This window comes from uncultured Tateyamaria sp. (assembly GCF_947503415.1).
GTDB lineage: Bacteria > Pseudomonadota > Alphaproteobacteria > Rhodobacterales > Rhodobacteraceae > Tateyamaria.
The window spans coordinates 354,918-381,115 of the sequence record NZ_CANNDS010000003.1 but is presented as its reverse complement, the minus strand read 5'-3'; the positions used below and the strand labels follow the sequence as shown (position 1 = coordinate 381,115).

Genomic DNA, 26,198 nt, shown 5'->3' with positions numbered 1-26,198 from the left:
CAATGGCCCAGCAGCTTGGTTTTGATCTTCCGGTGCGGACCGCACTGGGGCGCGACGATTTTCTGGTCGCACCTTCGAATGCAGTGGCCCTGTCAATGGTCGATGCCTGGCGTACGTGGTCACCCCCCAAGCTCGTGCTTTCCGGTCCCGAAGGGTCTGGCAAGACCCACCTTGCCCACGTCTGGGCGGTCGACAGCGGCGCGCGGATCGTATCCGCCACTGACCTCCAGGACGCATCTATCGATGCTTTCTTTGACGCGCCCATTGCAGTCGAAGATGTAGATCAGATCGCGCAAGACCACGACAAGCAAACAGCGCTGTTTCACCTGCACAATGCCCTGCAATCAGCCGGATTTTCGTTGCTCATGACCGGTCAAGCGGCGCCCAACCTGTGGCAACTTTCACTGCCCGATTTGCAAAGCCGTGTGGATGCAGCAGGCCACGCAGCACTTGATGCCCCGGATGACAGCCTGCTTGGTGCGGTTCTGGCCAAACTGTTTTCAGACAGGCAACTGACACCACGGCCAGATGTCATTCCGTATCTGGTCACCCATATGGAACGCAGTTTTGCCGCCGCACGCGGCATTGTAGCCGATCTGGATGCAACCAGCCTTGCGCAGAAAAAGCCCATAACGCGGGCACTTGCAGCGACGTGTCTGGACAAACAGGGGTGATCCGGCAGATAACTGTCACTCAACCTTTACACCCCTTCGACATAAGCTGCGCATGACAAACGCTGACTTCCTTGGCTCGGACTTTCCCGCGCCCACATCGCTGCCCGATCTGGACACAAGCGGTTCGGGCCGGTTCTTCAACCGTGAACTCAGCTGGCTGGCGTTCAATTGGCGTGTGTTGGAAGAGGCGGAAAACCCACGTGTCCCATTGTTGGAACGTCTGAGATTTGTGTCGATCGGCGCCGGCAACCTTGATGAGTTTTACACCGTCCGTGTGGCAGGTCTGCGGGAATTGGCCATTGCGGGCAACACGACGCCCGCAGCGGATGGCCTGACGCCAGCGGAACAACTGGTCCTGATCAACGAAAACGCCCGCCAACTGATCCTGCGCCAAACCGCCGTGCTGGCAGGCCTCCAGTCTGACATGGAAAGTCAGGGCATTTCGGTCCTGACCGCAAGCGATCTGACACATGCGGACAAGAAATATCTCGAAGATGTGTTTCTGCGCCGCGTCTTTGCGGTCTTGTCGCCGCTGGCGATTGATCCCGCGCACCCGTTCCCGTTCATCCCCAACACCGGTCACGCGCTTGCGCTGCAGCTTGAACGGACAAACGACAAACGGTCCCTTCAAGCACTCCTGCCCATCCCGGCGCAGATCGACCGCTTCGTCGCCCTGCCCGGTCCCGGGCACAGGTTGCTGCCCCTCGAAGAGCTGTTGGTTCTGAACATCCCAAGCCTGTTTCCAGGATACAGGCTCAAGGCCCATTTCGGCTTCCGCGTGCTGCGCGACAGCGACCTTGAGGTCGAGGAAGAAGCCGAAGACCTCGTGCGTGAATTCGAAGTGGCCCTGAAACGACGCCGTAGGGGCGAAGTCGTGCGACTGACCCATTCTGCAGGCGCGCCCAAAGCCCTCAAGGCCGTCATCATGCGAGAGTTGGGCGTCAGCGACGCCGAAGTCATCGAGGTGGACGGCATGCTGGGCATGTCTGACCTGAGCGAACTGGTTCTCGATGACCGCCCCGATCTGCTCTGGCCCTCGTTCACGCCGCGCGTACCCGAACGGGTGACCGATTTCGAAGGCGATATGCTGGCCGCCATCCGCCAAAAGGACATGCTGCTGCACCACCCATACGAGACATTCGATATGGTGGTCCGATTTCTGCAACAGGCCGCCCGTGATCCAAACGTGGTGGCGATCAAGCAGACGCTGTACCGCACGTCCAAGAACTCACCCATCGTCGAAGCGTTGTGCGAGGCTGCCGAAGACGGCAAATCCGTCACCGCTCTGGTCGAACTCAAAGCCCGCTTTGATGAGGCAGCCAACATCCGCCAATCGCGCCGTCTGGAGCGGGCGGGTGCGCATGTCGTATACGGGTTCCTCGACCTCAAGACCCACGCCAAGATCAGCACGGTGGTGCGTCGCGAGGGCAAGGAACTGGTCACCTACACCCACTACGGCACCGGTAACTATCACCCGATTACAGCGCGCATCTACACCGATCTGTCACTCTTCACCTGCGACGCCAAACTGGGGCGCGACGCCACCAAGGTCTTTAACTACCTGTCCGGGTACGCGCCGCCCGAAGGGCTCGACAATCTTGCGATCTCGCCCACCACACTCAAGCCACGCCTGCTCGACATGATCTCGGCCGAAGCAGCACATGCAAAGGCCGGCAAACCGGCGGAGATCTGGGCCAAGATGAACTCGCTCATCGACAGCGAGGTCATCGACGCGCTCTATGCAGCCAGCCAAGCTGGCGTAAAGATCAGCCTTATCATCCGTGGTATTTGCGGCCTGCGGCCCGGCATCAAAGACTTGTCAGAGAATATCCGCGTCAAATCCATCGTTGGTCGTTTCCTTGAGCATTCCCGCATCGTCTGCTTTGGCAACGGGCATGGGTTGCCGTCGAAGAAAGCACGGGTATTTATCTCGTCTGCCGACTGGATGGGCCGGAACCTCAATCGCCGCGTCGAAACCCTGATCGAGATCGAAAACAATACGGTAAAGGCCCAGATCGTAAGCCAAGTCATGGCGGCGAACCTCGCCGATGTTGCGCAAAGCTGGGTTATGGCGCCGGACGGCACCTTCAAACGCCCCGTATTGCCCGAGGGCACATTTGCCTTCAACTGCCACCGGTTTTTCATGGAAAACCCATCCCTGTCAGGTCGGGGATCAGCAGGTGCCGCTGATGTGCCGAAGCTGACACACACTGAAGACTGACACGCGGCGAAGGGTCGGCGGGTGGGCGCATTTCGGCGTATGCCGAAACAGAGCCACCCGAACGACCCAAATCATTGACCCACGCGACAGGCTGGTCCATCAACGTGATCAAACGAGGTGCCACGGGGGGTCCATGAACGTTTCTGTTTCGCCACAGACAGGCGACGGCAGCCTTTTCGGTCGCCCCCTGTTCGAAGATCCATCCGCCCGTGCCCTGTCCCGCGTCGGCGTTGTCGATGTTGGATCGAACTCCGTCCGTTTGGTGGTTTTCGATGGCGCTGCCCGGTCACCGGCATATTTTTACAACGAAAAGATCATGTGCGCCCTTGGCGCGGGTCTGTCCGATACAGGCCACCTGAACCCTCAGGGCCGCGTGCGAGCGCTTGATGCGCTCAAACGGTTCCAGCGTCTGACCGAAGGGATGGGTCTGTCCGATCTGTCTGTCGTGGCCACGGCAGCTGTGCGCGATGCCAGCGACGGGCTTGATTTCCGGTCGGATGTGCTGCGGGACACCGGTTTGAACGTCCGCGTCATAGATGGCCGCGAAGAGGCAAGACTGTCAGCGCAAGGCGTTTTGTTGGGCTGGCCGGGGTCATACGGTCTCGTGTGTGACATTGGCGGGTCATCCATGGAGCTTGCCGAAATATCCGATGGCACTGTTGGTCGCCGCGTCACCTCCGACCTGGGCCCGCTGAAACTGCAAACCGTCAAAGGTGGCAAGAAAGGGCGCCGCGCCCATATCAAAGCCGTCATGGAACAGTTGCAGTCCGAGATGGGTCCGCAACGTGACCGCCTGTTCCTTGTGGGAGGATCATGGCGGGCCATTGCACGGGTGGATATGCACCGCCGCGGCTATCCTTTGCATGTGTTGCATGAGTACCGGATGTCTCCGCAATCTGTGCAACGCACTGCAAAATTCATCCGTGAACACGAAGACCATGACGCATTGCGCGGCGCATGCGGCATCTCGTCGACGCGGATGGCATTGGTCCCGCTTGCCGCTGAAGTCCTGTGGCGACTGGTGAAAACGTTCAAGCCCAAGGACATCGCCGTGTCCAGCTACGGCATCCGCGAAGGGATGCTGTATGAACAGATGCCCCAGCGCCTGCGCGATCGAGACCCCTTGATCGAGGCCTGCCGCTTTGCCGAGGCCAAGGACGCACGCATGCCAGGCTTTGGCAAGCTGCTCTATCAGTTCATCGAGCCGATCTTCAAATCGGTGCCCGACACACGCAAACGCCTGATCAAGGCCGCCTGCCTGCTCCATGATGTGAGTTGGCGGGCCCATCCCGACTATCGACACGAGGTCTGCTTTGACAATGCGACCCGGGCCAATCTTGGTGGCCTGAAACATTCGGAACGTGTCTTCCTCGGTTTGGCCCTGCTGCACAGGTACACCAATAAACGCGAAGGCACCCATTTCGAGGACCTATATGCGCTGATTGACGAAAAAACCCGGCGCGACGCCGAAATCGTCGGCAAGGCCATGCGCTTTGGCGCGATGCTCTGGATGGAAAAAGACGCCGAACGCGGTGCCTTCAAGTGGTTCCCAAAGAAAAGACAACTTGAGTTGCATCTGTCTCCGGACGCGATGCCCTTGTTCGGCGAAGTGGCTGAGGCCCGCCTGAACTCGCTCGCAAGCTCACTGGACGCCAAGGTTACGGTCAAGCAGCGACGACGCTAAATGTCGATCTGAACGCCCGGAGCGGGATCGGCTTCCCGATCTTCGGGCGACTTCCGACGGAAGATAATGTCGCCGTTATCCAGCATCTTTGGTGGGTGATAAACACTCCAGTCTTCAACGTCTTCCAACAGATCACGCAAGGCTGGCCCCATATGAGCCGTGAAATCGCGCAATGCCGGACCGAACTCTTTGGCCATGTCCTGCAGCCCGTCGATGGCCGGCTCCATTTCGCGCCTGAGCCCTTCCATGAGCATCTGCGCACCGCGCTCCATCAGAGACAGGCCGCGGTCATCATCCGTGTCCTGCGCGAAGGCAGGCGAGACAAATGCGCAGAGACAGAGGGCAGGTAAGAGCCGTTTCATGACCAACATATGGGCACTATAGCGCGATATCCAAGCTAACGGGATAATGGTCAGAGGCTGTGACCAGCGCATCGCGCAGCGCGGGTTGCGACCAGCATTCCGGATCGTCCATCGGGTGCCAGATGCGCCAGGTCGGTGCCCGCGCGGCCAGATCGGGTGATACCATGATGTAGTCCAGCAACGCTTGCAGAAACCGCCGTTCCGGCCTGATCCAGAAGCGCGCGGTGGTCGGCGTAGCCCCCAACCTGCGCTGCAAGGCTTGCCGCGCATGAGGGTCAAACAAGGCGGTATCCCCAGCACCCAGAATGATTTCGACGGAAGATCGGCCAAAGAGGTTCTCGTACTCGTCAAGACCCGGGCCGTCGTTCAGGTCTCCCAACAGAACCGTTGGATGACCATCGCCGACCAAAGCGTCGATCCGCGCGCGCAACCAGATTGCCTGTGCCAGTTGCTTGCGTCTGTTCGCGATTGAGATGCGCATGATCTCATCGTGATTACGGGCACCGTGGGGGGCCTTGGATTTCAGGTGCGCGCCGATCAGGCGCAGTTGGATGCCTTGCGTGGTTTCCACTGCCAACTCAAGAGGAGGTTTGGAGAAAACGACAGTGTCCTGCGTCGAATCAATATCCAAGTCTATGTCAAAACTTTCGTCAAAACGCGGCGCATCAGGATGCACCAGCGGGTCATGCCGCACGTCCATCACATCCGGATCATACAGCAATGCAATCTCTTGCTGCGTGTCGTTCGAAAAGCCGATGACGGCCCGGCGTGCGCGCAGCCCGGCAAAGGTTGCAAACGCTTCCAGCGCTTTGACCGTATCGCGGCTCCGGCTGTTGTCGGGCGCTTCAATCACCATCACCGCATCGGCATCAAGTGCCTGAAACACGGTGCGCAATGCGTCGGTTTGATCTGCACGGGTCACGTCGTAGCGCGCGGACCACTCCCCGTCATTCCAAAGCTGGTCGCTCTCGTCGAACAGGCTGTGCATCCATTCGACGTTATAGGTCGCCAGGCGCATCAGTCGCGGCTTCCCAAAATCTCTTCCCACGCGCGGTTGATGTCGATCATACGCTTTTCGGCCAAGCGCACCGCTTCTTCCGGCACGCCACGGGCCATCATCGCATCGGGGTGGTTTTCACGCACCAGCTTGCGCCAGGATTTGCGGATGGCTTCAATCTCCATCGATGGATCAACACCCAAGACCGAAAATGGATCTGGCGTGGCGTCCGGCACAAAGCGCGCCCGGAGCGCCCGGAAATCTGCGTCCGAGATCGCAAAGATATGCGCGACCTCCTCAAGGAAAGCATCTTCGTTCGGGTGATAGAACCCATCCGCCATGGCAATATGAAACAACCCTTCGATCAGATCGTTCAACGTCTCGGGCTGGCTGGCGAACATGGCGTGGATGCGAGTGGCATAGTCCTCGAACCCGGCGACGTCCTGGCGGGCAAGATTGAACACCTTGGCGGCCCCCGCCTCGTCCTTGTCGGCGATGTGAAACACTTCGCGGAAGGCGGTCACTTCGTCCCGGGTGACATGACCATCTGCCTTGGCCATCTTGGCCCCAAGCGCAATGACGGCAATGGCAAAAGCAACGCTGCGCTCGGGCGGCGCACGCAGTTTGTCAAAGATCTGCGTCAGGCTTTCGCCTGCGCTCAGCGCTGAAAGCGCATCGGATATGCGGGCCCACAATGACATGGCTGCACCCTATACCGTATCGTCGCGGGTGGCGTTAGCGCTGTCGGTCGCACCCAGACGTTTTTGCATCAGAATCAAATCCAGCCATGTGTCGTTCTTTCGTCCGACCTCGGGCATGCGGGCGACTTGTGCAAACCCCATGGCACGATGAAAGGCAATGGCGCCAGCATTGGCACCGCTGATCCCGGCCACCATGATGTGATGGCCCGCCGCCGCCGCGCGCGCCTCCAGGGCGGACAGGAGTGCCGCACCCTGCCCCCGTCCTTGCGCGCGGTCGGCCAGAAGAATTGTATGTTCGACCGTGGCGCTGTACCCCGGCCCACCTCGAAACGGTCCGAACGTGGCAAATCCGGTCTGGTCGGGCAGAACGAGAACCACGCGATCGGCAATCATTTGTGCCATCTCGGCGTGAGTCTTGAGAGTTGTGGTAAAGGTGATCTGGCTGTTTGCGATCACGTCGTTCCAGATGTCCGCAATCCAGCCCGCATCCTCTGCAGTCGCGTCTCGGATCATAGCATTCGTTTACCATGCGGCGTTTCAAAGACCGCCTGCATGGCCACGGCCCCCGTTTCAACCTTCACCCGATCATCTGACAGTTGACCTCGTAACGCCGACGCCAGCGCGTCGCCCTGTGGATGCACAAGCGTGAATCGCAACAGGCGAATTCCGGTTCGGGTCAGGTGCGGCGCAGGATGCACGCCAACGGCCCATTCGATCAATGCGGGCCAAAGGTTGTCGTTGGGTGTCGTGCCGTCGCGTGACACTGCCATGCGCCACGACAAATCGCCCCGGCTGACGGCCACTGGCACGCCTGTGCCGTCGGGCATCTGGTCCAGAGCCGTGTCCATATCCGTTACGGAACACGCCCAATTTGACAGCCGTGCAGAACCGAAAAACCGGTCCAAATCGTACCAACGTGGTCGTGTTGGTGCAGGTACCGCCGTGTTCGGCGCAATCGCTTCAAGGTAAAGGCCGTCCTCAAGCCCCATCAGCGCATTATGCGTCTGAAACACGGCATGTGTCCCGCCTGGCTGCATGGATACGCCCAATGCCTCTTCGACATGGGCCCGTGCCGCTTCAAGGTCGGTGGCCCCGACAACGAGATGGTCGAAAATCATGGGTTCTCCTGCTCTGGCCTATTCGCAGGCCGCAGAAAGCTGCAATTCGGCTGACGTTATCGCAGTCCTCTTCAACGAAATGAAGAGGTTTGGAGGCAGCCGAGCCAAGTTTGCATCATTTGGTTTGCTGCAACTGTCAATTTCTAGGCTGTAAAGGGAAAGGAATTGCGGGCGCCCGCTTGGTGCAGCCGCCAACCGACTTTGAACAGCTGGCCGCCCATAGCCGGGCGACCACTGGCGCCTCTTAAGCTGCAGCGTCGCCGCCGCGCAGGATGTTCAGAATGTGCTGTGCCGCGTCTGGAATATTGGTCCCGGGCCCAAAGATGGCCTTGACCCCGGCATCATAGAGGAATTGGTAATCCTGCTGCGGGATCACACCGCCACAGATCACGATGATATCTTCGGCCCCTGCATCTTTCAGCGCTTGGACCAATTGCGGTGCCAGCGTCTTGTGCCCCGCAGCCTGCGAGGAGATACCGACAACATGCACATCGTTGTCGACCGCATCCTGTGCAGCTTCTGCCGGTGTTTGGAACAGCGGACCCACGTCAACGTCGAAACCGATGTCGGCAAAGGCCGTCGCGATCACCTTGGCGCCACGGTCGTGTCCGTCTTGACCCATTTTGACCACCAGCATACGCGGGCGGCGGCCTTCGGCGTCGGCGAAATCTTCCACCGACTTCTGGATGGCCGCGAACCCTTCGTCCCCCTCGTAGGCAGCGCCATACACCCCGGCTAGCGTTTTCACCTCTGCCCTGTGACGTCCGAATTGTTTTTCCATGGCCATGCTGATCTCTCCCACCGTTGCACGTGCCCGCGCCGCGTCGACTGCGGCCTCCAAAAGATTGCCATCTGCCGTAGCAACCGCGCTCAGGGCGTCCAATGCCGCCTGACAAGCGCTTTCGTCCCGTTCTGACTTGATCCGTTCGAGCCGCGCGATCTGGCTGTCACGCACAGCGGCGTTGTCGATATCGAGGATGTCGATCTCGTCCTCCTTCTCGAGCCGGAATTTGTTGACGCCGACGATCACCTCGTCCCCACGGTCGATCATGGCCTGCCGCTTGGCGGCTGCTTCTTCGATCCGCAGCTTGGGCATGCCAGAGGCCACAGCCTTGGTCATTCCTCCCATCTCTTCGACCTCTTCGATCAGCTTCCAGGCTTCTTCGGCCAGGTCATGGGTTAGTTTTTCAACGTAGTAGGAGCCTGCAAGCGGATCGACCACATTGGTAACGCCCGTTTCGTTCTGCAGGATCAACTGCGTGTTGCGCGCGATGCGGCTGGAAAACTGAGTGGGCAACGCGATGGCTTCGTCAAAGCTGTTGGTGTGCAAGGACTGCGTGCCACCCAGAACAGCGCTCATCGCCTCAAACGCGGTGCGCACCACGTTGTTGTAGGGGTCTTGCTCCTGTAGGCTCACGCCACTGGTCTGGCAATGGGTGCGCAGCATCGACGATTTGGGGTTTTTCGGCTCGAACTCAGACATGATGCGGTGCCAAAGCAGGCGGGCCGCACGCAGCTTCGCCGCTTCCATGAAGAAATTCATGCCGATGGCAAAGAAGAACGACAGGCGCCCGGCGAACTTGTCCACATCCATGCCCCGCGCGATGGCGGCACGAACGTATTCGCGCCCGTCAGCGAGGGTAAAGGCCAATTCCTGCACGAGGTTCGCGCCCGCCTCTTGCATATGGTAGCCCGAAATACTGATCGAGTTGAACTTGGGCATCTCGTTCGACGTGAAGTCGATGATATCCGCAATGATCCGCATGCTGGGTTCCGGCGGATAGATATAGGTGTTTCGGACCATGAACTCTTTCAGAATGTCGTTCTGAATGGTTCCGGACAGGGCTGCCTTGTCCACGCCCTGCTCTTCGCCTGCGACGATGAAGTTGGCAAGGATCGGGATCACGGCCCCGTTCATGGTCATCGACACCGACACTTTGTCCAGCGGGATGCCGTCGAACAGGATCTTCATGTCCTCAACCGAGTCAATGGCGACACCGGCCTTGCCCACATCACCTACGACGCGTTCATGATCACTGTCGTAGCCACGGTGCGTGGCCAAATCAAAGGCGACGGACACCCCCTGCTGACCTGCGTCCAAGGCGCGACGATAAAAAGCGTTGGATTCCTCGGCAGTGGAAAACCCGGCATATTGTCGGATGGTCCATGGGCGGCCCGCATACATCGTCGCCTTGACCCCACGGGTGAACGGGGCCTGTCCGGGGATGGTGCCCAGATGATCAACCCCACTTAGATCGTCCTCGGTATAGATGGGGGCAACGTCGATGCCCTCAAGCGTGTTCCAGGTCAGGTCGTTGACCGGGCGGCCGCGCAGCTCGCCCTCAGCCAGGTTCCGCCAATCGTCTTTCTTGGTCGTCATATCCTTGTCCTCTTGTCAGCGGACCATGCGGCAGGGTTTGCCCCGCTCCTCTCTGGTCCAATTCCTCTGTCAGTGTTGCAAGTCCATCCGCACCGGCGGTCAGCCAGTGAATGTCGTCCATATAAGCCTCGCGCATTGCGGCGATGGCGGCAGTGTCAAACGGGGTCCAGCGCGGCGCCATTCCCGTAATCAGGTCGGGATCTTCGCCACGGTCCGCCAGCATTCCGCGCAGTTCCGGCACGCTCGGGGATCGGTTCAGCCATGTCTGCGAAGCGTTGCGTGGACCATACAGCCCCGTGACGCCCTGGAACATCGCATCAGGTCGCCCTGCTGTGCGTTCGAACGGTACAATCACAATCTTGGCGCCGGGCGCGGCACAGGCCACATCAGCGATCACGTCGCGCCATGTGCGTGGCCCAAACGCCACGCGTACCAATTGGTCCGGCTCCAGCAGCGTGTGCCCGCGTGCAACGCAATAGGCCGCTGCAGAGCTCCAGTAGTGGTTCAACGCGCGTACTGACAATACCACCGTGTCGATTTGGCCATCGAAGGCGGCCGCGTACCGGGCCATCCGTTCACCCACATCGCCGTAAAGCGAGCGTGACCGCATGTTGCGGCGCATGGTGCCAAGCATATTCTCGTCCGAAACAACCAGCGTCTTGATGCCGTTGCGTTCGGTTTTATTCACCTGCAGCATAACACGCCCGCGCGCATGACGCGCCGCTTTCAGGCTGACACCTGCATCGGGTTGAATACCCGCAAACAGCCCTTTGCGGGTGCGCATGGGTCCCCAGAAGCCAATGCGCCTTGTCCGCATGAAATCCGAGTTTTGGCGCACATAGGCCTGAAAAGACGTGGTTCCGGTGCGATGTGCACCAATATGCAGGATAACCTTCATGCCGATTTGGTCCTTTACCATGGTCGTGCGCCGCCCGGAGCGGTCCCGGCGGTCATGGTTAAGGGGTGCCACGCAAAGGCTTGGCGAACGATTAAAGCTAAAATTGGCGCGAGCAGCCGTCGCAATTGCGGAAAAAGCCTCTACATTGGGGCAAGCAGGAGGGCCGATGAAACACCTATTACCCATTGTTCTGGCAGGACTTTTCACTGGACCGATGGCGGTCGCTGAAAGCACCGTCGACGGCACGGCGTCCATCTTCCTGAACGGCGATACGTCAGATTTGAGCCAATTTGTATGGGAAAAGCGGCCCATAATCGTGTTCGCAGACAGCCCGAACGACCCGAATTTCGGGCAACAAATGGATTTCCTCGAAGCGCGCGCCCAAGAGTTGGCGGACCGTGACGTGATCGTTCTGACGGACACGGACCCGTCCGTCGAAAGTGCTTTGCGCCAGAAATTGCGGCCACGTGGCTTCATGTTGGTGCTTGTGGGCAAGGATGGTGGCGTGAAATTACGCAAACCGTTCCCGTGGGATGTGCGTGAATTGACACGCACCATCGACAAGATGCCCATCCGGCAACGTGAAATACGCGAACGGCGCAGTAACGACTCGTAAACCTCTGCCAGATTGCAATTTACGGTCATTTGCCCTATATATGGCTCACGGATCGTGTGATACGCACGACAGAACCGTGGAAAGGGAAACACATGCTGGAAGACATCAGAATTCTGGTCGGTGACCAACCCAAACAGCCCGAGCGCGATGAAGAAGCGCCCATTAGCGGCGATTTCTGAACGCACGTTCATGCCGCACCCTCGGGCGTAATCTTTGGGTTCAGCCCTGATCTCTCGATATTTTTTGCCTCGCTTTCGGTCATGCCCAGCGCAATATTGACCGCGATAAGTGCGCGCATCCCCCAGCGCAGCGTGACAATCCGGCGCCGCGTCAGTTCCTTGTGTACCGCCACGCGCCGTTCGGGCGACAAGGTCTTGAACTCCTCCAACCGCATATCTTCGACAATTGTACGCAGGTCCGCGTACTCTGCATAAAAGCGAAGAACCGGCCTGATTGTGCTGGTGCGCAGCAGCGGAATGGCATCCGACACAGCATCGAACACGATCGGCGCACTTTCTGACGTACTGAACGGCATGTACGCCATTGGCCCCTCGCCACCCCTCAGCATTCGATCCTGTTGCGTGCGGGCTGTGTCCGTGATGGCTTGATTATCGATCTTGCTGATCGTGTTGTAGATCTCGCTTTGCAGCGCCGTCAGTGTGTCCGCGCGCCGGTTGTCCCTGTCACGCTGTTTGCGCTCTTCCTGAAACAGGAATCCCGCAAGCCAGCCCGATATAATGACAAGCCCCGCCAGAATGCCCTGACGCAAGCGAACGTCGATCCAATCGGCAGACATTGTCCAGATGATCGGAACCAAAGCGGCAGCAAGCACGGGCACCAGCACCAGTGCTCCGCGCAGCAACATCTGTACCACCGTCCGCTCGCCCCAGCGCCAATAGCCAGCCAACAGACCAATGAGCGTCAGAATAACCAGTGCCATGATCATTGACGGCTCAATGGCGCCAAATCCGATCACCGTGGCACAGAGCCCCGCCCACACCAGCAGAAAAACCGATATCCAGACCAGCGCTGGCAAGGGAGGCCTACTCGAATTCCATGATGACGTCGTCGACGGCCAGACTGTCGCCAGCACCTGCATTGATCTTGGACACCACGCCCTTCTTCTCGGCGCGCAGAATATTTTCCATCTTCATCGCTTCGATGGTACAAAGCGCCTGCCCTTCCTGAACCTCATCGCCCTCGGCCACATCGACCTTCACGACCAGACCTGGCATTGGGCAGAGCAGCATCTTGGACGTGTCAGGCGGCGTCTTCTCCGGCATCAGGCGCGCCAGCTCGGCTTGACGGGGGGAACGCACGTGCACTTTCAAGTCGGCGCCACGGGTCCTGATCCGGAAACCACCAGACACCTTGCCGACCTTCAACACCAGCGGTGCGCCGTCCACAGTCATCTCGGCCAATTGGTCGCCCGGTGTCCAATCCCCAGACACCCGCAGCGCATCACCACCGTCAAAGGTTACGGTGGCACCATCATGGTCAGCGGCAATGCGCACGTCATATGACTGCCCCTGCACACTGACGTTCCAATCGGTGCCCACCTTGCGTTCATGGTTGTCCATACGGCCCGATACGCGGGCGCGACGAATTTCGGCCACGCGGTGCATCGCGGCACACGCCGCTGCCACGCGGCGCACGTCGCCTTCGCCAAGCTCTACCCCTTCGAAACCGTCGGGATATTCTTCTGCGATAAAGGCGGTTGTCATGTCACCAGAGATGAATTTGGGGTGATCCATAACCGCCGACAAGAATGGCAGGTTGTGTCCGATGCCTTCCACTTCGAAGCTGTCGAGAGCCACGCGCATCGCCTCGATGGCAGTTGCGCGATCTGGTCCCCAAGTGCAGAGCTTCGCGATCATGGGATCGTAATACATGCTGATCTCGCCCCCCTCGTACACACCGGTGTCATTCCGGATCACAACGTTTTGCGGCAACACACCGGGGCTGTAGCTGGCCGTTTCAGCAGGCGGACGATAGCGGGTCAATCGTCCGATCGAGGGCAAGAAACCGCGATACGGGTCTTCGGCGTACAGCCGGTTTTCGATGGCCCAACCATGCAGCTTTACATCGTCTTGAGTAATCGAAAGCGGCTCGCCAGCGGCAACGCGGATCATCTGTTCGACCAGATCAACACCGGTGATCAATTCGGTCACCGGGTGCTCCACTTGCAGACGTGTATTCATCTCAAGGAAGTAAAAATTCTTGTCGCCGTCGACGATGAACTCGACAGTGCCCGCACTGGCATACCCGACAGCTTTGGCAAGCGCGACGGCCTGTTCACCCATCGCCTTGCGGGTCGCTTCATCCAGGAACGGCGACGGCGCTTCTTCGACCACCTTCTGGTTCCGGCGCTGGATCGAGCACTCGCGTTCACCCAGAAAGATGCCGTTGCCATGGGTGTCGCACAGCACCTGAATTTCGATGTGGCGCGGTTGGGTCACAAATTTCTCGATGAAGATCCGGTCATCGCCAAAGCTGTTGGCCGCTTCGTTCTTGGACGACTGAAAGCCTTCGCGCGCTTCTTCGTCGGTCCACGCGATCCGCATGCCCTTGCCGCCACCCCCGGCGGATGCCTTGAGCATCACGGGATAGCCGATCTGGTTCGAGATTTTTACCGCCTCGTCCGCATCTTCGATCAGCCCCATGTACCCGGGCACTGTACTGACGTCGGCCTCCTGCGCGATCTTCTTGGACGTGATCTTGTCGCCCATGCTTTCGATGGCCCCAACCGGGGGGCCGACAAAAGCCACACCCGCCGCGTCCAGCGCTTCGGCGAACTTCGAGTTTTCCGACAGAAAGCCATAGCCGGGGTGAACGGCCTTGGCCCCAGACGCCCTTATGGCCTCCATGACCTTGTCAATGACGATGTAAGACTGATTGGCCGGGGGTGGACCAATGTGGATCGCCTCGTCCGCCATCTGCACGTGCAATGCATTGGCATCGGCATCCGAATAGATGGCCACCGTGGGAATGCCCATTTTGCGCGCGGTCTTGATGACACGGCAGGCGATCTCGCCCCGATTGGCGATCAGAATCTTGTTGAACATGGTGCTGTCTCACTCTTTGGTCTTTGGCCGACCGGATATGTGGCACGTTTTTCCCACATCTCCGCCCAGGTTTTCCCCATGCGAGCATCACTTTCTTCTGACGCCCACGTCATTGGTTTGTTTTCTGTGATCCGCGCGTGAGAAATTTGTTCTTCACAGGCAGATTGTTGTTGTTTCTGATGGATCACGCGCTGGCCGCGATCTGCTTTCAAATCAAAAAACTTCAATAGTTTGAATGACTTCGTGTCTTGAGACGCAACGGCCCGCCGCACATCTTGCTGCAATGCCGCGTACGGGACCGCGGTGCCTGGAGGACATTCATGAAACCAAATCGACTTGGCCGTGTCAGCACGGCCGCCCTTGCAATTGCGGCCGGTGCCAGCATGGCCGCTGCAGACGAGGCGAGCGAACTCGCCGAACTGCGCGAACGCGTTGAAGTGCTGGAAGCGGAGCTGGACGACCCGGGTCGTCCGCAACTGCGTTTCAACATTGGGGAGAATACTGAGATTCAAATCTATGGCTTCGTACGATTTGAGGCCGCTTACGACTTCAACTTCGCGCAGGGGGACGCAACGACTGCAAGCGTCATTGGCGATCCAGCTGCCGAGACCGATGGCGACTTCGAAACCAGTGTTCGCGTGTCGCGGCTGGGGGTGCGATCTGACACGACGACGGATATCGGCCAAATCAAGACGGAGCTTGAGTTCGACCTCTTCAGCGAGGACTCGGCCACGTCGTCTCCCGATCTCCGACTGCGCAAGGCGTTTATCAACGTAAATGACAGGTTTTTGTTGGGTCAGCAAAACTCCAACTTCATGCCCTCGATCCACTACCCGCGTTCCGTTGAATTCAATGGGCCTGTCGGCCTCCCGTTCGCCCGTGTCGTCCAAGCGAGATACACACACAGCGCAAACGGATTCACGTTTTCCGGTTCCATCGAAGAAGCGGCCGGCAGCGCAGAATTTCCCACTGGTGGATCCGAAGATCCTTTGGCCACTGCGGCGCTTCTTTACAATATTTCGGACAGCGCGTCGGTCCGTGTCGCGGGCCTTGTCGGTACGTTCAGCGAAGCGGGCACTCAAGAACAGCTTGATACGAACGGCATTGTTTTGTCCGGCACCTTTGTGCCGTGGCAGGGTGGCCGGTTCGGTGCAACTTACACCACCGGTCAAGCTCTCGGGAACTTGCTGATCGGGGGGGGTGCGCGGTCCAACGGTGCGGGCGAAGAAAACGACTCCCAATCGTTCTCGTTGGAATTGACACAACAAGTCACTGAACAGGTAAGTGTCGGGGTTGCGTACGGTAACGAAAGCTACGATTTCGCCACGCCGTTTGACGCGAGCATACCTGGGAACGGCGGCTATACCGACCTGCAATCCGTTCACCTGAACGTCTTCTACACGCCAGTGGAACGCTTCACACTGGCGGCAGAGTATGTTTGGATTGAGAGCGAAGATGACTTTACTGGCCGTGTTGATGACGGCAGCCGGGTGGGCGTTTCTGCCACGTTCCGGTTCTGAAGAAACAGTAAGGCGTGCCTTAGATTTGGGGTATTGAGCAGCGTTTAAACGCTTTGCTGATAATCGCCAGGCGAATGTCACACGCGCCTGGCGATTTAGTCTATTGGATCTGTTAGCAGCGGCTGGGGTTCTGGTCGCAGAACAGAACATTGGCGCCCGCGCCCACTGCTGCTCCTGCAATGGCATTGCCTCCAAGCACTGCGGTGCCGACACCCCCGACAGCGCCGCCAACAACGGCCTGTTCACCAACGGTGTCGCCGCATGCGGCAAGGCCAAGTGCTGCGGCCGTTGCGAGGATCGCGAGTTTGATACGCATGATGTCTTTCCTTCGTATGACGTCTGTGTCGTGTGACAAACGCCAGCCCGGATCAATGGTTCCAAATCCGGGCATGAAGGGTGCGTATTGCGCCACCGAAATCCGTACGCTGGGGCACGCCGTCGCCGACGATCAGTTGCAGCGGCTGGAGAACTGACAATAGGCAACGCCCCCGACTGCGCCGACAACGGCACCGGTCCCGACGTCGCCGTTGAAAATGGCCGTACCCGCGGCGCCGACAACGGCCCCCGACAGGGCTTGTTCGCCGATGGTGTCGCCACATGCGGCCAGTCCAAGAGTTGCAACAAGTGCGACAGAAGCGAGTTTGAGTGACATGATTTCAGTTCCTTTTCATTCTCTGGGAATGAATTGGGAACCGTGTGGTCCAAAAGGAAGGGGGACGCCATATCATAAACGGACGCATTTGCGTGACGCATTGTAACATCGGACGCAACCGCCTGACGGAACACGAAAAAAAAGGTGGGCAGCATAATATCTTGCGACATCTGCTGCCCACCAGGGGAAGGGGTACGGAAATGGTACACGGCGTCGCAGATAACCTGGGGAAGCGACCCCGCAATCACACGCTTGCATGGTTTTTCCGACCGTACAAAGGGCATGTGTCTTGACAGGCAAGAATGAGCCGGGTTTCGCCAAATCCGAGAATCTGGTGGCGGAAAAGCGCCTATTGCAGTGGGTCCGCTCATTCCCAATCGCCCTCGAACGCATCCGGAAAGGATGCGCGGGCAACACCTTCGTCGATCTGCAAAAGTGCTTCATAATCAGCAGGATCAAAGGGATCCGTGGCCGGGATCACCTCGCGACCAAAGAGCCACGACAACCGCCCGGCATCAAGGTTGCCCCGCTCAAACGGTTCAGCGCCGAAATTCGCCCATAGCGCAGCCATGAACCCTGCATCAGCACGCCGATCAGCAGGTTTGCGATCTGCAAAGCGTTCTCGCCGCTGAAGCGGTGTCACCCCCTTGGGGTTCGGACGACGGATTGTGAATTGGAAATCTGTTCCGGTCAGACGACCCGGAAATCCGCGATGTTTCAGCATGCGCTGCCCCCCGCGAAAAGGGGTGTCAGGACGGGCTGTAACGCCCGCCCTGTAGAATTATTTGAACTTGCCGGTGCTGACAGGTTCTTGGCTGATGGGCTCAGGCTCCACAACCACGAACTCTTCGTCGTTGTTGTTGCCGCAAGCTGCGACCAGAACCATGAGGCTAACCATGCCCAATACTTTGATGCTCTTCGACATCTGTCTCTCCTGTAGTCTAGTTCCAAGCACGCAAATCCGCGTGCCCAATACGAGATAAGGTGGTCTTGGGGACCCCTCGGGGACCGTATACGGGATTCTTGGAGCGAAAGATATGGGGGGCAACACCCTTGCGCGGGTTGTGGCCTCAATGCCGCAGATACGCCTACGTCACACGACATCAAAACGCCTCCCAAACGCAACCATCCGGACCGGGGCGGAACGCTTCGAAAAATTGTGTAGCGACAGGTTCCGTGGTGCCGAAGGGCACAGGTCGGTCCATCAGGGAAATAATGACGATGTCGGCCGTCAAATCGAAATCATCCATGTAAGGCAACGCGACAGCGTCGCACAGCGCCTGGAAGTCGCCTTCGGCCTCAACGTAACTGACCGTACCCGACTCGCGCGCAATCTCAGGCGCCACAAATCTGAACCGCAGCCAGTTCTCCGTACCGACGGCGTCCACCAACACTTCCGACAAGGTGACGGGCTGGCCGGACGGCACGTCCTGAGCAAGAGCGGGAGTGGCAACCATGAAAAGTGCTGTAAGGCAGCCCCGGACCCATTCCCATTTCGGGGTACAGGCTCCTCCCTCCGGGGCTGCTGTGCGTGCGGTGATAACCCGTCGCACTATTACATTCGGCACAGTATGTTGCCGGTCCGCACTCATCGTGCATCTTCTTCTTTGGTTGTAAAGACCGCAGGCGCGGTGACTTCGATCAATTCCATGTCGTCCGAGTGCCGAACTTCGCGGTGTATGATGCCTGGCGGTTGCAGGACACACGAGCCTGCGCGCAGGATATGCTCGCCCTGCCCTTCGTATTCGAACACCACCCATCCTTGGGTGACATAGACCATCTGAAAGTCCAGATCATGAGAATGCCATGTGCCGGGACTCTCCATTCCGGGCACTGCCCGAATGACGTGCGCGCCATACGCCCCTTGTGTTGCTTCAGCGATACCAAGCTGGCGATATTCGAAAAACGGGCGTAGTCCGGCCCCTTCGAAAACGCCATTGTCAGCATGAGAAATGGCGAAGGCCTGATTTTTCCAAAGGCTCATGATCGCCCCCTGGATGCTTTGATCCAACGCGCCCGGTTGCCGGCATCATCCAATACCGCTTGCGCACGCGCAATAACTGGGAGCGCCACAGGGCCGGCGACCCTGCCACCAGCCTCGATCCGCCAGCCGTCAGCGAAACGCTGCAACCGAACCACCGGGGAAAAGCCGCGCACCTTCTGCAAAGCCCGCCACAGGTCCTGCCGGATCTGATGGGCCAACCGGATGGCGCCACCGCATGGCAACACGGTGTAAACCGCGAAATCAAAACGCGGCGGCAAGTGACGGCACAGTGTGAAACTGTCGTCATCCTGCAGAATATGCCAACGCGTGCGAGTCATCAGAGCGGGATATTATCGTGTTTCTTCCATGGCATCGGCGCTTTCTTGTTCCGCAAGGATGCGAAAGCGCGGCTCACGCGTTTGCGGGTTGACCGTGGCTGGATCACTTCATCGATGAACCCACGCTCGGCAGCCACAAAAGGATTGGCAAAGCGGTCTTCGTAGTCGGCCGTGTGTTGTGCGATTTTGTCGGCGTCGCCAAGGTCCGCACGGTGAATGATCTCAGTCGCGCCCTTGGCCCCCATCACGGCAATCTCGGCCGTAGGCCACGCGTAGTTGAAATCGGCCTGCAGATGCTTGGACGCCATCACCACGTACGCCCCGCCATACGCTTTGCGGGTGATCACAGTCACCTTCGGCACCGTCGCCTCACCATATGCAAAGAGCAGCTTCGCTCCGTGCTTGATCACACCGCCATACTCTTGCGTGGTGCCGGGCAGGAAGCCGGGCACATCAATCAGGGTCAGGATTGGGATGTCGAAGCAATCGCAGAAACGCACGAAACGGGCCGCCTTGCGCGCACTGTCAATGTCCAGAACGCCCGCCAGCACCATCGGCTGGTTCGCAACCACACCCACGGTGCGCCCTTCGAGCCGGATGAAGCCGGTGATGATGTTCTTGGCGAACTCTTCCTGCAGCTCGTAAAAATCGCCCTCATCGGCCATCTTCACGATCAGCTCCTTCATGTCATAGGGCATGTTGGGGTTATCAGGCACCAGCGTATCCAGGCTGGTCTCGACCCGGTCCGGCTCGTCAAAGAACGGACGCACGGGCGGCTTTTCACGGTTGTTGAGCGGCAGGAAGTCCACGAGCCGGCGCACTTCGGCCAATGCCTCCACGTCGTTCTCGAACGCCGCATCCGCGACCGAGGATTTCTTGGTGTGGGTCGTGGCCCCGCCCAGTTCTTCGGCAGTGACCTGTTCGTTGGTCACGGTCTTGACCACGTCAGGGCCTGTCACGAACATGTAGGAGCTGTCTTTGACCATGAAGATGAAGTCGGTCATGGCGGGCGAATAAACAGCGCCACCCGCGCAGGGGCCCATGATCACGCTGATCTGCGGCACGACGCCCGAAGCCATGATGTTGCGTTGGAACACCTCGCCGTAGCCCGCAAGGCTGTCGACACCTTCTTGAATGCGAGCACCGCCTGAATCGTTGATGCCGATGACGGGTGCGCCGTTCTCGACCGCCTTGTCCATGATCTTGCAGATCTTCGCGGCGTGCGTGGCCGATACGGACCCACCCAAAACGGTGAAGTCCTGACTGAACACATAAACCTGCCGCCCGTTGATCGTGCCCCATCCAGTCACCACGCCGTCGCCTGCGGGCCTCTGATCTTCCATTCCGAAGTCGGTACAGCGGTGGCTGACAAACATGTCGAACTCTTCGAACGACCCTTCGTCCAGAAGCAGATCGATCCGCTCGCGTGCGGTCAGCTTGCCGCGCCCGTGCTGTGCATCAATGCGTTTTTGCCCGCCGCCCAAACGCGCATCTGCGCGCCGTGATTCCAATTCGGCCAGAATATCTTTCATGCTGTCCCCGCTGGTGGTTTGCCGTAGTATAGCGATGCGACAGCGTCCGATTGAAGGGCCAATGAGAATATTTGCAAAGTTTTTGCAATGGCGATCCTGCAAACTGCAAATAAGCGAAGCACACCCACCCGTGTATAACTGCACTGGACAGTTCACTTTGCCCGACTTACCTCACAAGAATGCAAGTGCCACCCAAGGTCCGATTTCTGGACCGCACAACCCCGCCTCACATCGCAACGCTGATCCTGCTGGCCGGGGTGTCGGCGATGGTCATGAACATGTTCCTGCCCAGCTTGCCGAACATGACTGCCTATTTCGACACCGAGTACCGGCTGATGCAGTTGTCTGTTGCGCTGTATCTCGCCGTCTCGGCGGTCATGCAGACGATCATCGGGCCCATTTCGGACAACATCGGTCGACGCGACGTGCTCATGTGGGGCATTGGTCTGTTCATGCTGGCCACGCTAGGGTGCATCTATGCCCCGACCGCCGAGGTCTTCTTGTTCTTCCGGATGTGTCAAGCCGTGATCGCCGTCGCAATGGTGCTGAGCCGGGCCATCATCCGCGATCTGTACGATCAGGATCATTCCGCCTCAATGATCGGGTACGTGACCATGGGCATGGCCGTGGTGCCGATGATCTCACCCGGGTTGGGTGGACTTCTGGACGAAGCGCTCGGATGGAAATCGGTATTTTGGTTCTTCTTCCTGACCGGTGGACTGCTGCTATGGCTCGTCCACAAGGATGTCGGCGAAACGGCGCAACCATCTGGCAAAACGCTTATCGCGCAGTTCAAGGAATACCCCGAGCTTTTACGTTCACCCCGGTTCTGGGGCTATTCGCTTGCGGCTGCATTCTGCTCGGGCTCGTTCTTTGCCTATCTTGGCGGCGCACCTTTCGTAGGCACCGAAGTGTTTGGCATGTCGCCCGCGACGCTGGGCTTTTTCTTTGGTGCACCCGCCATCGGCTATTTCATTGGCAACGGACTCAGCGGCAGGTACGCCACCCGTTTTGGCGTGAACCGCCTTGTCCTGTGCGGCTCAATCGCAAACGCATTCGGCACCTTCCTTTCCTTGGTGATCTTCATGGTTGGCGCGGGTACACCGCTGTCGTTCTTCGGCATGATGACATTTGTGGGATTGGGCAACGGCCTTGTTATCCCCAACGCAACCGCAGGCATGCTGTCAGTCCGACCACACCTCGCGGGCACCGCGTCTGGCCTTGGCGGCGCAATCATGATTGGCGGCGGTGCGGCGCTGTCCGCCCTCGCAGGATTCTTGCTCACCCCTGAAACCGGTGCGTTCCCCCTGCTCTACATCATGTGCATCACGGGCGTTTCTGCTCTGTTGGCGATCGGTGCGGTCTACCGACGCGAACGGCGACTGGCCCTCGCATAACGGTTGCGCGCGACGCTTTGCAAACCTAGCATGGGATGACTGCAAATCCGCAAAGACGGACACACATGGCCGCCCCAAAACTCTATGCCGGTGCAAAGCTGCGCGAGGTCCGCACCCGCGTGGGCCTCACCCAAAAAGACTTCGCCGCCAAGCTGGGCGTATCCCTGCCCTATCTCAACCAGATGGAAAACAACAACCGTCCAGTGAGCACAACGGTCGTTCTGTCATTGGCCCAAGAGTTCGGCCTGGACGTGACCGAACTGAGTTCCGGCGACGGCGAGCGGCTGGTCTCGGATATGCGCGAAGCGCTGGCAGACCCCGCATTCTCGGGCGACATGCCCCCAATGGCCGACCTGCGTCTGGCCGCGTCCAACGCTCCGGCCCTAGCGCATGCGTTTCTCGACCTGCACCGCGTCTACAGGCAAACCCACGAAAGGCTCGCTTCATTGGACGAGGCCCTAGGCCGCGAAGATGCACGCGCCCGCCCCAGCCCATGGGAAGAGGTGCGCGACTTCTTCCACTACTGCGACAATTACATCGACGCAGTGGACCGCGCCGCAGAACATTTTGCCAGTGTCGACGAGCAACACCGGGACATCCGTGCGGCAGCAGTATCCGCCTTGGCCAACGTAGGAGCCTCCATCACCCTCGCCGACACCGACACGCTCCGGCACTACGATCCAAACACGCTCACGCTCACCATTTCGACCCGCGCCAGTCAGGAAAGTCAGACCTTCCAGATGCTGCTACAAGTAGCGCTTTTGCGGCAGAATAAACTGCTCGAAGCCACGCTTGACTTCGCCCGCTTTCAGACGGAAGAAGCCCGCTCCATCGCCAAGATCGGCCTCGCCAACTATTTCGCCGGGGCCGCAATGATGCCCTACACCCGCTTCCTTCAAGCCGCCCAGGACACGCGACATGATCTGGAGCAATTGGCGACGGCGTTCGGGGCGTCCATCGAACAGGTGTGCCACCGCCTGTCCACACTGCAACGCCCTGGGGCCAAGGGTGTGCCTTTCTTTTTCGTAAGGGTTGATCAGGCGGGGACCATCACCAAGCGCCACTCTGCAACACGCTTGCAATTTGCTCGCTTCGGCGGCGCTTGCCCGCTCTGGAACGTGCACAGGGCATTTGAACAGCCGGGCCAGTTCCTGCGTCAATTGGCAGAAACACCGGACGGGGTGCGCTACATCAGCCTTGCACTTGATGTGTCAAAGTCCGGGGGCCGCTTCGGCGCGCCCGTGCGGCGCTACGCCATCGCGCTGGGGTGCGAGGTCACCCATGCCAGCGAACTGGTCTATGCCGACGGGATGGACATCACCCGCGCCGAGGCGTTTGAGCCCATCGGCATCTCCTGCCGCATTTGCGAGCGCAAAACCTGCCACCAGCGCTCCGTCCCGCCTCTGGAACGACAATTGTCCGTCGATCCTGATACGCGTGGCGTGCTGCCTTACACGGTCAACTAGGCGGATCACTCCCCACCTGTCTGGTCATCACCGCCGTGCGGGTCGCCACCCGGCTTGCACTGCTTGGGCCTCGGAACAGAACCAGCGCTCCCCCCGTGCCTCGTTGATGCCCGTGCGTTCATAGAATTCTTGCCCCGGCATATGAAAAATCTGCCCGTTCTTTGAGATATTGCCCTTGATGCGACACACGGGATCGGGCGGGATGCGCCCCTTGGCCCGCGCCTGGCGAAACTGAGCAGGCGATTGCACACGAAAGCCATGCAAGCCCCGATCCGCGACATAGGCCGCCTTTTCATCGAGGTCATAGTCCATGCCATACCGGCGATACGCAAAAGCCCAACCGGCGCTCACGATCTCTTCGCCGATGTCCACGCCTTGCACATGGCACTTGGCAACCGTTCTGCCATGCCGATCCGTGTCGACACGGGCGCACGTTGCCATCCGTCCATCAAAGCGCGCACGCACCTGATCAGTCACCCATCTCCCGCAGGCAAAGGCCGCGCCATGTTCGGTCACACACATCTGATCCATTTCAGGCGCATCAATGGCATGCAAGCGCACGCGAACGCCGCCCACATCCAATGTGTCGGCATCAATCACACGCACGGGGCCACGGACGTCTGCGGTGACAAACGCGGGAAGAAGACAGAGAACAAGAACGGAACAAATTCTTAACATTTCGTTAAGATGGACACGGAACGCCCGGATTTCAAACGTTCTTTGCCCGCGTCGTTAACGCTGCGCCGTTTCCCAGTTCGGGTGCACCCACGGCACATCATTGCTGCGCGGCAGATGGCGATCCAGGATGTGATCCGCCATCTTTTCCCCGGTCATGATCGACGGCCCGTTCAGGTTGCCATTGGTTATGCGCGGAAAGACCGAGCTGTCCACGACCCGCAACGCATCCACGCCAATTACCCGCCCTTCCGGATCGACGACGCTAAACGGATCATCGAGCCGCCCCATCTTGCAGGTCCCGCACGGGTGATAAGCGCTCTCGGCATGCTCCCTGATAAACCCATCCAGCTCATCATCCGATTGCACATCGGCACCGGGCTGAATTTCGTGCTTCACGAACGGCGCGAAGGCATCTTGGGCAAAGATTTCGCGCGTGAGACGGATGCATGTCCGGAACTCCTCCCAATCCTGCTCCGTACTCATGTAATTGAAGCGGATCACTGGATCGTCCGAAGGATTGGGCGACCGCAAAGTGACGCGCCCGCGCGAAGGCGACCGCATCGGTCCCACATGCGCTTGGAACCCATGCCCTTCGGCAGCAGCCCGCCCGTCATAGCGCACAGCAATGGGCAGGAAGTGATACTGAATGTCGGGATAGGGGATGCCCGCCCGGCTGCGAATGAAGGCCGCACTTTCAAACTGGTTCGATGCACCCAGACCGGTGCCCGTGAACAGCCACTGCGCCCCGATCATCGCCTTGGACACAAGGTTCCAGTGTTTGAACAGCGTGACGGGCTGACTTGCTGCCATCTGAATGTAAAGCTCCAGATGGTCCTGCAGATTGGCCCCCACACCGGCACGGTCCGCCACGACGTCAATGCCGTGCTCCGCCAGATGCGCGCCGGGTCCAATGCCCGACAGCATCAGGATCTTGGGCGAATTGATGGAGGATGCGGCCAGAATGACCTCGCGCCGGGCGCGCACCACTGTGCCATCCGCGAGGGCCACGGCCACAGCGCGCCCCTCTTCCATCACAACCCGCTCGACCAGCCCGCGCACCAGATCGCAATTGTCACGCTTGAGAGCAGGCTTCAGGTATGCATTCGCCGCCGACCAGCGCTGCCCCTTGTGCACCGTTTGCTCCATCGGGCCAAAGCCTTCTTGCTTCTGGCCGTTATAGTCACAGGTGGTCTGATAACCGGCCTGTCGCCCGGCTTCTACAAATGCAGAAAATAGCGGATTACCCCGCGGTCCTCGCGTGACATGCAGAGGACCATCCGTGCCACGCCACGCCGGATCACCGCCATGCCCATTGCCGTCCCAAGCCTCCATCCGCTTGAAATAAGGCAGCACGTCCGCATAGGCCCAGCCATCCGCTCCGCTTTCGGCCCAATGGTCGTAATCCATGGCATGACCCCGGACATAGACCATCCCGTTGATGGACGATGACCCGCCAATGACCTTGCCCCGCGGACAGGCCAGCCTACGGCCGTTCAGGTGCGGTTCAGGCTCGGACCGAAAGCCCCAATCATAGCGCTTCATGTTCATGGGGTAAGACAAAGCCGCAGGCATCTGAATGAACGGCCCCGCATCGGTGCCGCCATGCTCAATCACCAGCACGGACTTTCCGGCCTCCGCCAGCCTGTAGGCCACGGCGCAGCCCGCCGACCCGGCCCCTACAATCACATAATCCGCTTCCATCTCTCACCCTCAGGTGATTCCGCGAAGGATCAAGGATGCGCAGCACCGCGCGCACGCGCGGCTTGTCCTTGAGGCTTCGGGGAATCGCATCTCACACTCGAACAGGTGACTTGAGGATCAAACCGATCCCTCAAGCACCTCTCAGCAAAAATCCTTCACATCTCAAATCGCGCCACACCGGCCCCCTGCCGCCCTTTTTCGGCAAGACGGGGTG

25 protein-coding genes are annotated in these 26,198 nt (G+C 59.2%); 7 read left to right on the top strand and 18 right to left on the bottom strand.

Annotated features, from left to right (window positions below):
* Window positions 1-2 precede the first annotated feature (2 nt).
* The 3 genes from Q1A32_RS18495 to Q1A32_RS18485 all read left to right on the top strand — a co-directional run bounded on the left by Q1A32_RS18495 (window position 3) and on the right by Q1A32_RS18485 (window position 4,579).
* Window positions 3-674, top strand: coding sequence for a DnaA/Hda family protein (locus Q1A32_RS18495; protein WP_299656503.1), 672 nt, complete (start codon window positions 3-5; stop codon window positions 672-674).
* A gap of 52 nt (window positions 675-726) precedes the next feature.
* A complete protein-coding gene (locus tag Q1A32_RS18490) occupies window positions 727-2,895 on the top strand; it encodes an RNA degradosome polyphosphate kinase (RefSeq protein WP_299656500.1) in 2,169 nt (722 codons plus the stop codon).
* A gap of 133 nt (window positions 2,896-3,028) precedes the next feature.
* Window positions 3,029-4,579: a Ppx/GppA family phosphatase gene (locus Q1A32_RS18485; RefSeq protein ID WP_299656497.1), complete on the top strand. Its 1,551-nt coding sequence runs from the start codon at window positions 3,029-3,031 to the stop codon at window positions 4,577-4,579.
* Here the strand turns inward: Q1A32_RS18485 and Q1A32_RS18480 are convergent.
* The 7 genes from Q1A32_RS18480 to Q1A32_RS18450 all read right to left on the bottom strand — a co-directional run bounded on the left by Q1A32_RS18480 (window position 4,576) and on the right by Q1A32_RS18450 (window position 11,035).
* On the bottom strand, window positions 4,576-4,950 hold the full coding sequence (locus tag Q1A32_RS18480) for a hypothetical protein (RefSeq protein WP_299656494.1): 375 nt from the start codon (window positions 4,948-4,950) through the stop codon (window positions 4,576-4,578). The genes Q1A32_RS18485 and Q1A32_RS18480 overlap by 4 nt on opposite strands.
* A gap of 7 nt (window positions 4,951-4,957) precedes the next feature.
* Window positions 4,958-5,959: an endonuclease/exonuclease/phosphatase family protein gene (locus Q1A32_RS18475; protein ID WP_299656491.1), complete on the bottom strand. Its 1,002-nt coding sequence runs from the start codon at window positions 5,957-5,959 to the stop codon at window positions 4,958-4,960.
* Complete coding sequence (locus Q1A32_RS18470; protein ID WP_299615279.1) at window positions 5,959-6,639, bottom strand: molecular chaperone DjiA; 681 nt, start codon at window positions 6,637-6,639, stop codon at window positions 5,959-5,961. The genes Q1A32_RS18475 and Q1A32_RS18470 overlap by 1 nt, the downstream gene beginning before the upstream one ends.
* A 9-nt stretch (window positions 6,640-6,648) precedes the next feature.
* Window positions 6,649-7,152: a GNAT family N-acetyltransferase gene (locus Q1A32_RS18465; protein ID WP_299656488.1), complete on the bottom strand. Its 504-nt coding sequence runs from the start codon at window positions 7,150-7,152 to the stop codon at window positions 6,649-6,651.
* Window positions 7,149-7,757 carry a VOC family protein gene (locus Q1A32_RS18460; protein ID WP_299656459.1) on the bottom strand — a complete coding sequence of 203 codons (609 nt, stop codon included), beginning with the start codon at window positions 7,755-7,757 and terminating at the stop codon, window positions 7,149-7,151. The genes Q1A32_RS18465 and Q1A32_RS18460 overlap by 4 nt, the downstream gene beginning before the upstream one ends.
* 244 nt (window positions 7,758-8,001) lie before the next feature.
* Window positions 8,002-10,137 (bottom strand): methylmalonyl-CoA mutase, encoded by a 2,136-nt coding sequence (gene scpA, locus Q1A32_RS18455; protein WP_299656456.1) that lies wholly within the window; start codon window positions 10,135-10,137, stop codon window positions 8,002-8,004.
* A complete protein-coding gene (locus Q1A32_RS18450; protein WP_299656454.1) occupies window positions 10,100-11,035 on the bottom strand; it encodes a hypothetical protein in 936 nt (311 codons plus the stop codon). Before Q1A32_RS18450 ends, scpA begins: the two co-directional genes overlap by 38 nt.
* A 166-nt stretch (window positions 11,036-11,201) precedes the next feature.
* Between Q1A32_RS18450 and Q1A32_RS18445 the strand changes: the two genes are divergently transcribed.
* Entirely contained in the window at window positions 11,202-11,651 is a 450-nt protein-coding gene (locus Q1A32_RS18445) for a DUF4174 domain-containing protein (protein WP_299615267.1), read from the top strand.
* Window positions 11,652-11,838: 187 nt separating this feature from the next.
* Here the strand turns inward: Q1A32_RS18445 and Q1A32_RS18440 are convergent, their stop codons facing one another.
* A complete protein-coding gene (locus Q1A32_RS18440; RefSeq protein WP_299656451.1) occupies window positions 11,839-12,687 on the bottom strand; it encodes a hypothetical protein in 849 nt (282 codons plus the stop codon).
* A gap of 7 nt (window positions 12,688-12,694) precedes the next feature.
* Window positions 12,695-14,716: an acetyl/propionyl/methylcrotonyl-CoA carboxylase subunit alpha gene (locus Q1A32_RS18435; protein ID WP_299656448.1), complete on the bottom strand. Its 2,022-nt coding sequence runs from the start codon at window positions 14,714-14,716 to the stop codon at window positions 12,695-12,697.
* A gap of 320 nt (window positions 14,717-15,036) precedes the next feature.
* On the opposite strand from Q1A32_RS18435, the gene Q1A32_RS18430 reads away from it, so the two are divergent.
* Complete coding sequence (locus tag Q1A32_RS18430) at window positions 15,037-16,236, top strand: DcaP family trimeric outer membrane transporter (RefSeq protein WP_299656445.1); 1,200 nt, start codon at window positions 15,037-15,039, stop codon at window positions 16,234-16,236.
* Between the two features lie 112 nt (window positions 16,237-16,348).
* On the opposite strand, the gene Q1A32_RS18425 is transcribed toward Q1A32_RS18430, so the two are convergent.
* The 7 genes from Q1A32_RS18425 to Q1A32_RS18395 form a co-directional block, all read right to left on the bottom strand.
* Window positions 16,349-16,552 carry a hypothetical protein gene (locus Q1A32_RS18425; protein ID WP_299656442.1) on the bottom strand — a complete coding sequence of 68 codons (204 nt, stop codon included), beginning with the start codon at window positions 16,550-16,552 and terminating at the stop codon, window positions 16,349-16,351.
* Window positions 16,553-16,684: 132 nt separating this feature from the next.
* A complete protein-coding gene (locus tag Q1A32_RS18420; protein ID WP_299615254.1) occupies window positions 16,685-16,888 on the bottom strand; it encodes a hypothetical protein in 204 nt (67 codons plus the stop codon).
* A gap of 367 nt (window positions 16,889-17,255) precedes the next feature.
* The gene (locus tag Q1A32_RS18415; protein ID WP_299615252.1) at window positions 17,256-17,612 is read right to left on the bottom strand and encodes a hypothetical protein; all 357 of its coding nucleotides are present in this window, start codon (window positions 17,610-17,612) and stop codon (window positions 17,256-17,258) included.
* Between the two features lie 57 nt (window positions 17,613-17,669).
* The gene (locus Q1A32_RS18410) at window positions 17,670-17,813 is read right to left on the bottom strand and encodes a hypothetical protein (RefSeq protein ID WP_299615250.1); all 144 of its coding nucleotides are present in this window, start codon (window positions 17,811-17,813) and stop codon (window positions 17,670-17,672) included.
* 178 nt (window positions 17,814-17,991) lie between these two features.
* Window positions 17,992-18,345, bottom strand: a complete 354-nt coding sequence (locus Q1A32_RS18405) for a DUF6497 family protein (protein ID WP_299615249.1) — start codon at window positions 18,343-18,345, stop codon at window positions 17,992-17,994.
* Window positions 18,346-18,476: 131 nt separating this feature from the next.
* Window positions 18,477-18,872, bottom strand: a complete 396-nt coding sequence (locus tag Q1A32_RS18400; RefSeq protein WP_299656439.1) for a cupin domain-containing protein — start codon at window positions 18,870-18,872, stop codon at window positions 18,477-18,479.
* 337 nt (window positions 18,873-19,209) lie between these two features.
* Window positions 19,210-20,742, bottom strand: coding sequence for an acyl-CoA carboxylase subunit beta (locus tag Q1A32_RS18395; RefSeq protein WP_299615243.1), 1,533 nt, complete (start codon window positions 20,740-20,742; stop codon window positions 19,210-19,212).
* 179 nt (window positions 20,743-20,921) lie between these two features.
* On the opposite strand from Q1A32_RS18395, the gene Q1A32_RS18390 reads away from it, so the two are divergent.
* Both Q1A32_RS18390 and Q1A32_RS18385 read left to right on the top strand, forming a co-directional pair.
* Window positions 20,922-22,139: a multidrug effflux MFS transporter gene (locus tag Q1A32_RS18390; RefSeq protein WP_299656436.1), complete on the top strand. Its 1,218-nt coding sequence runs from the start codon at window positions 20,922-20,924 to the stop codon at window positions 22,137-22,139.
* Between the two features lie 65 nt (window positions 22,140-22,204).
* Complete coding sequence (locus tag Q1A32_RS18385; protein WP_299656433.1) at window positions 22,205-23,605, top strand: short-chain fatty acyl-CoA regulator family protein; 1,401 nt, start codon at window positions 22,205-22,207, stop codon at window positions 23,603-23,605.
* 27 nt (window positions 23,606-23,632) lie between these two features.
* On the opposite strand, the gene Q1A32_RS18380 is transcribed toward Q1A32_RS18385, so the two are convergent.
* Both Q1A32_RS18380 and betA read right to left on the bottom strand, forming a co-directional pair.
* Entirely contained in the window at window positions 23,633-24,211 is a 579-nt protein-coding gene (locus tag Q1A32_RS18380; RefSeq protein WP_366141241.1) for a thermonuclease family protein, read from the bottom strand.
* Window positions 24,212-24,337: 126 nt separating this feature from the next.
* The gene (betA, locus tag Q1A32_RS18375) at window positions 24,338-25,984 is read right to left on the bottom strand and encodes a choline dehydrogenase (RefSeq protein ID WP_299656427.1); all 1,647 of its coding nucleotides are present in this window, start codon (window positions 25,982-25,984) and stop codon (window positions 24,338-24,340) included.
* Between the last annotated feature and the right edge of the window lie 214 nt (window positions 25,985-26,198).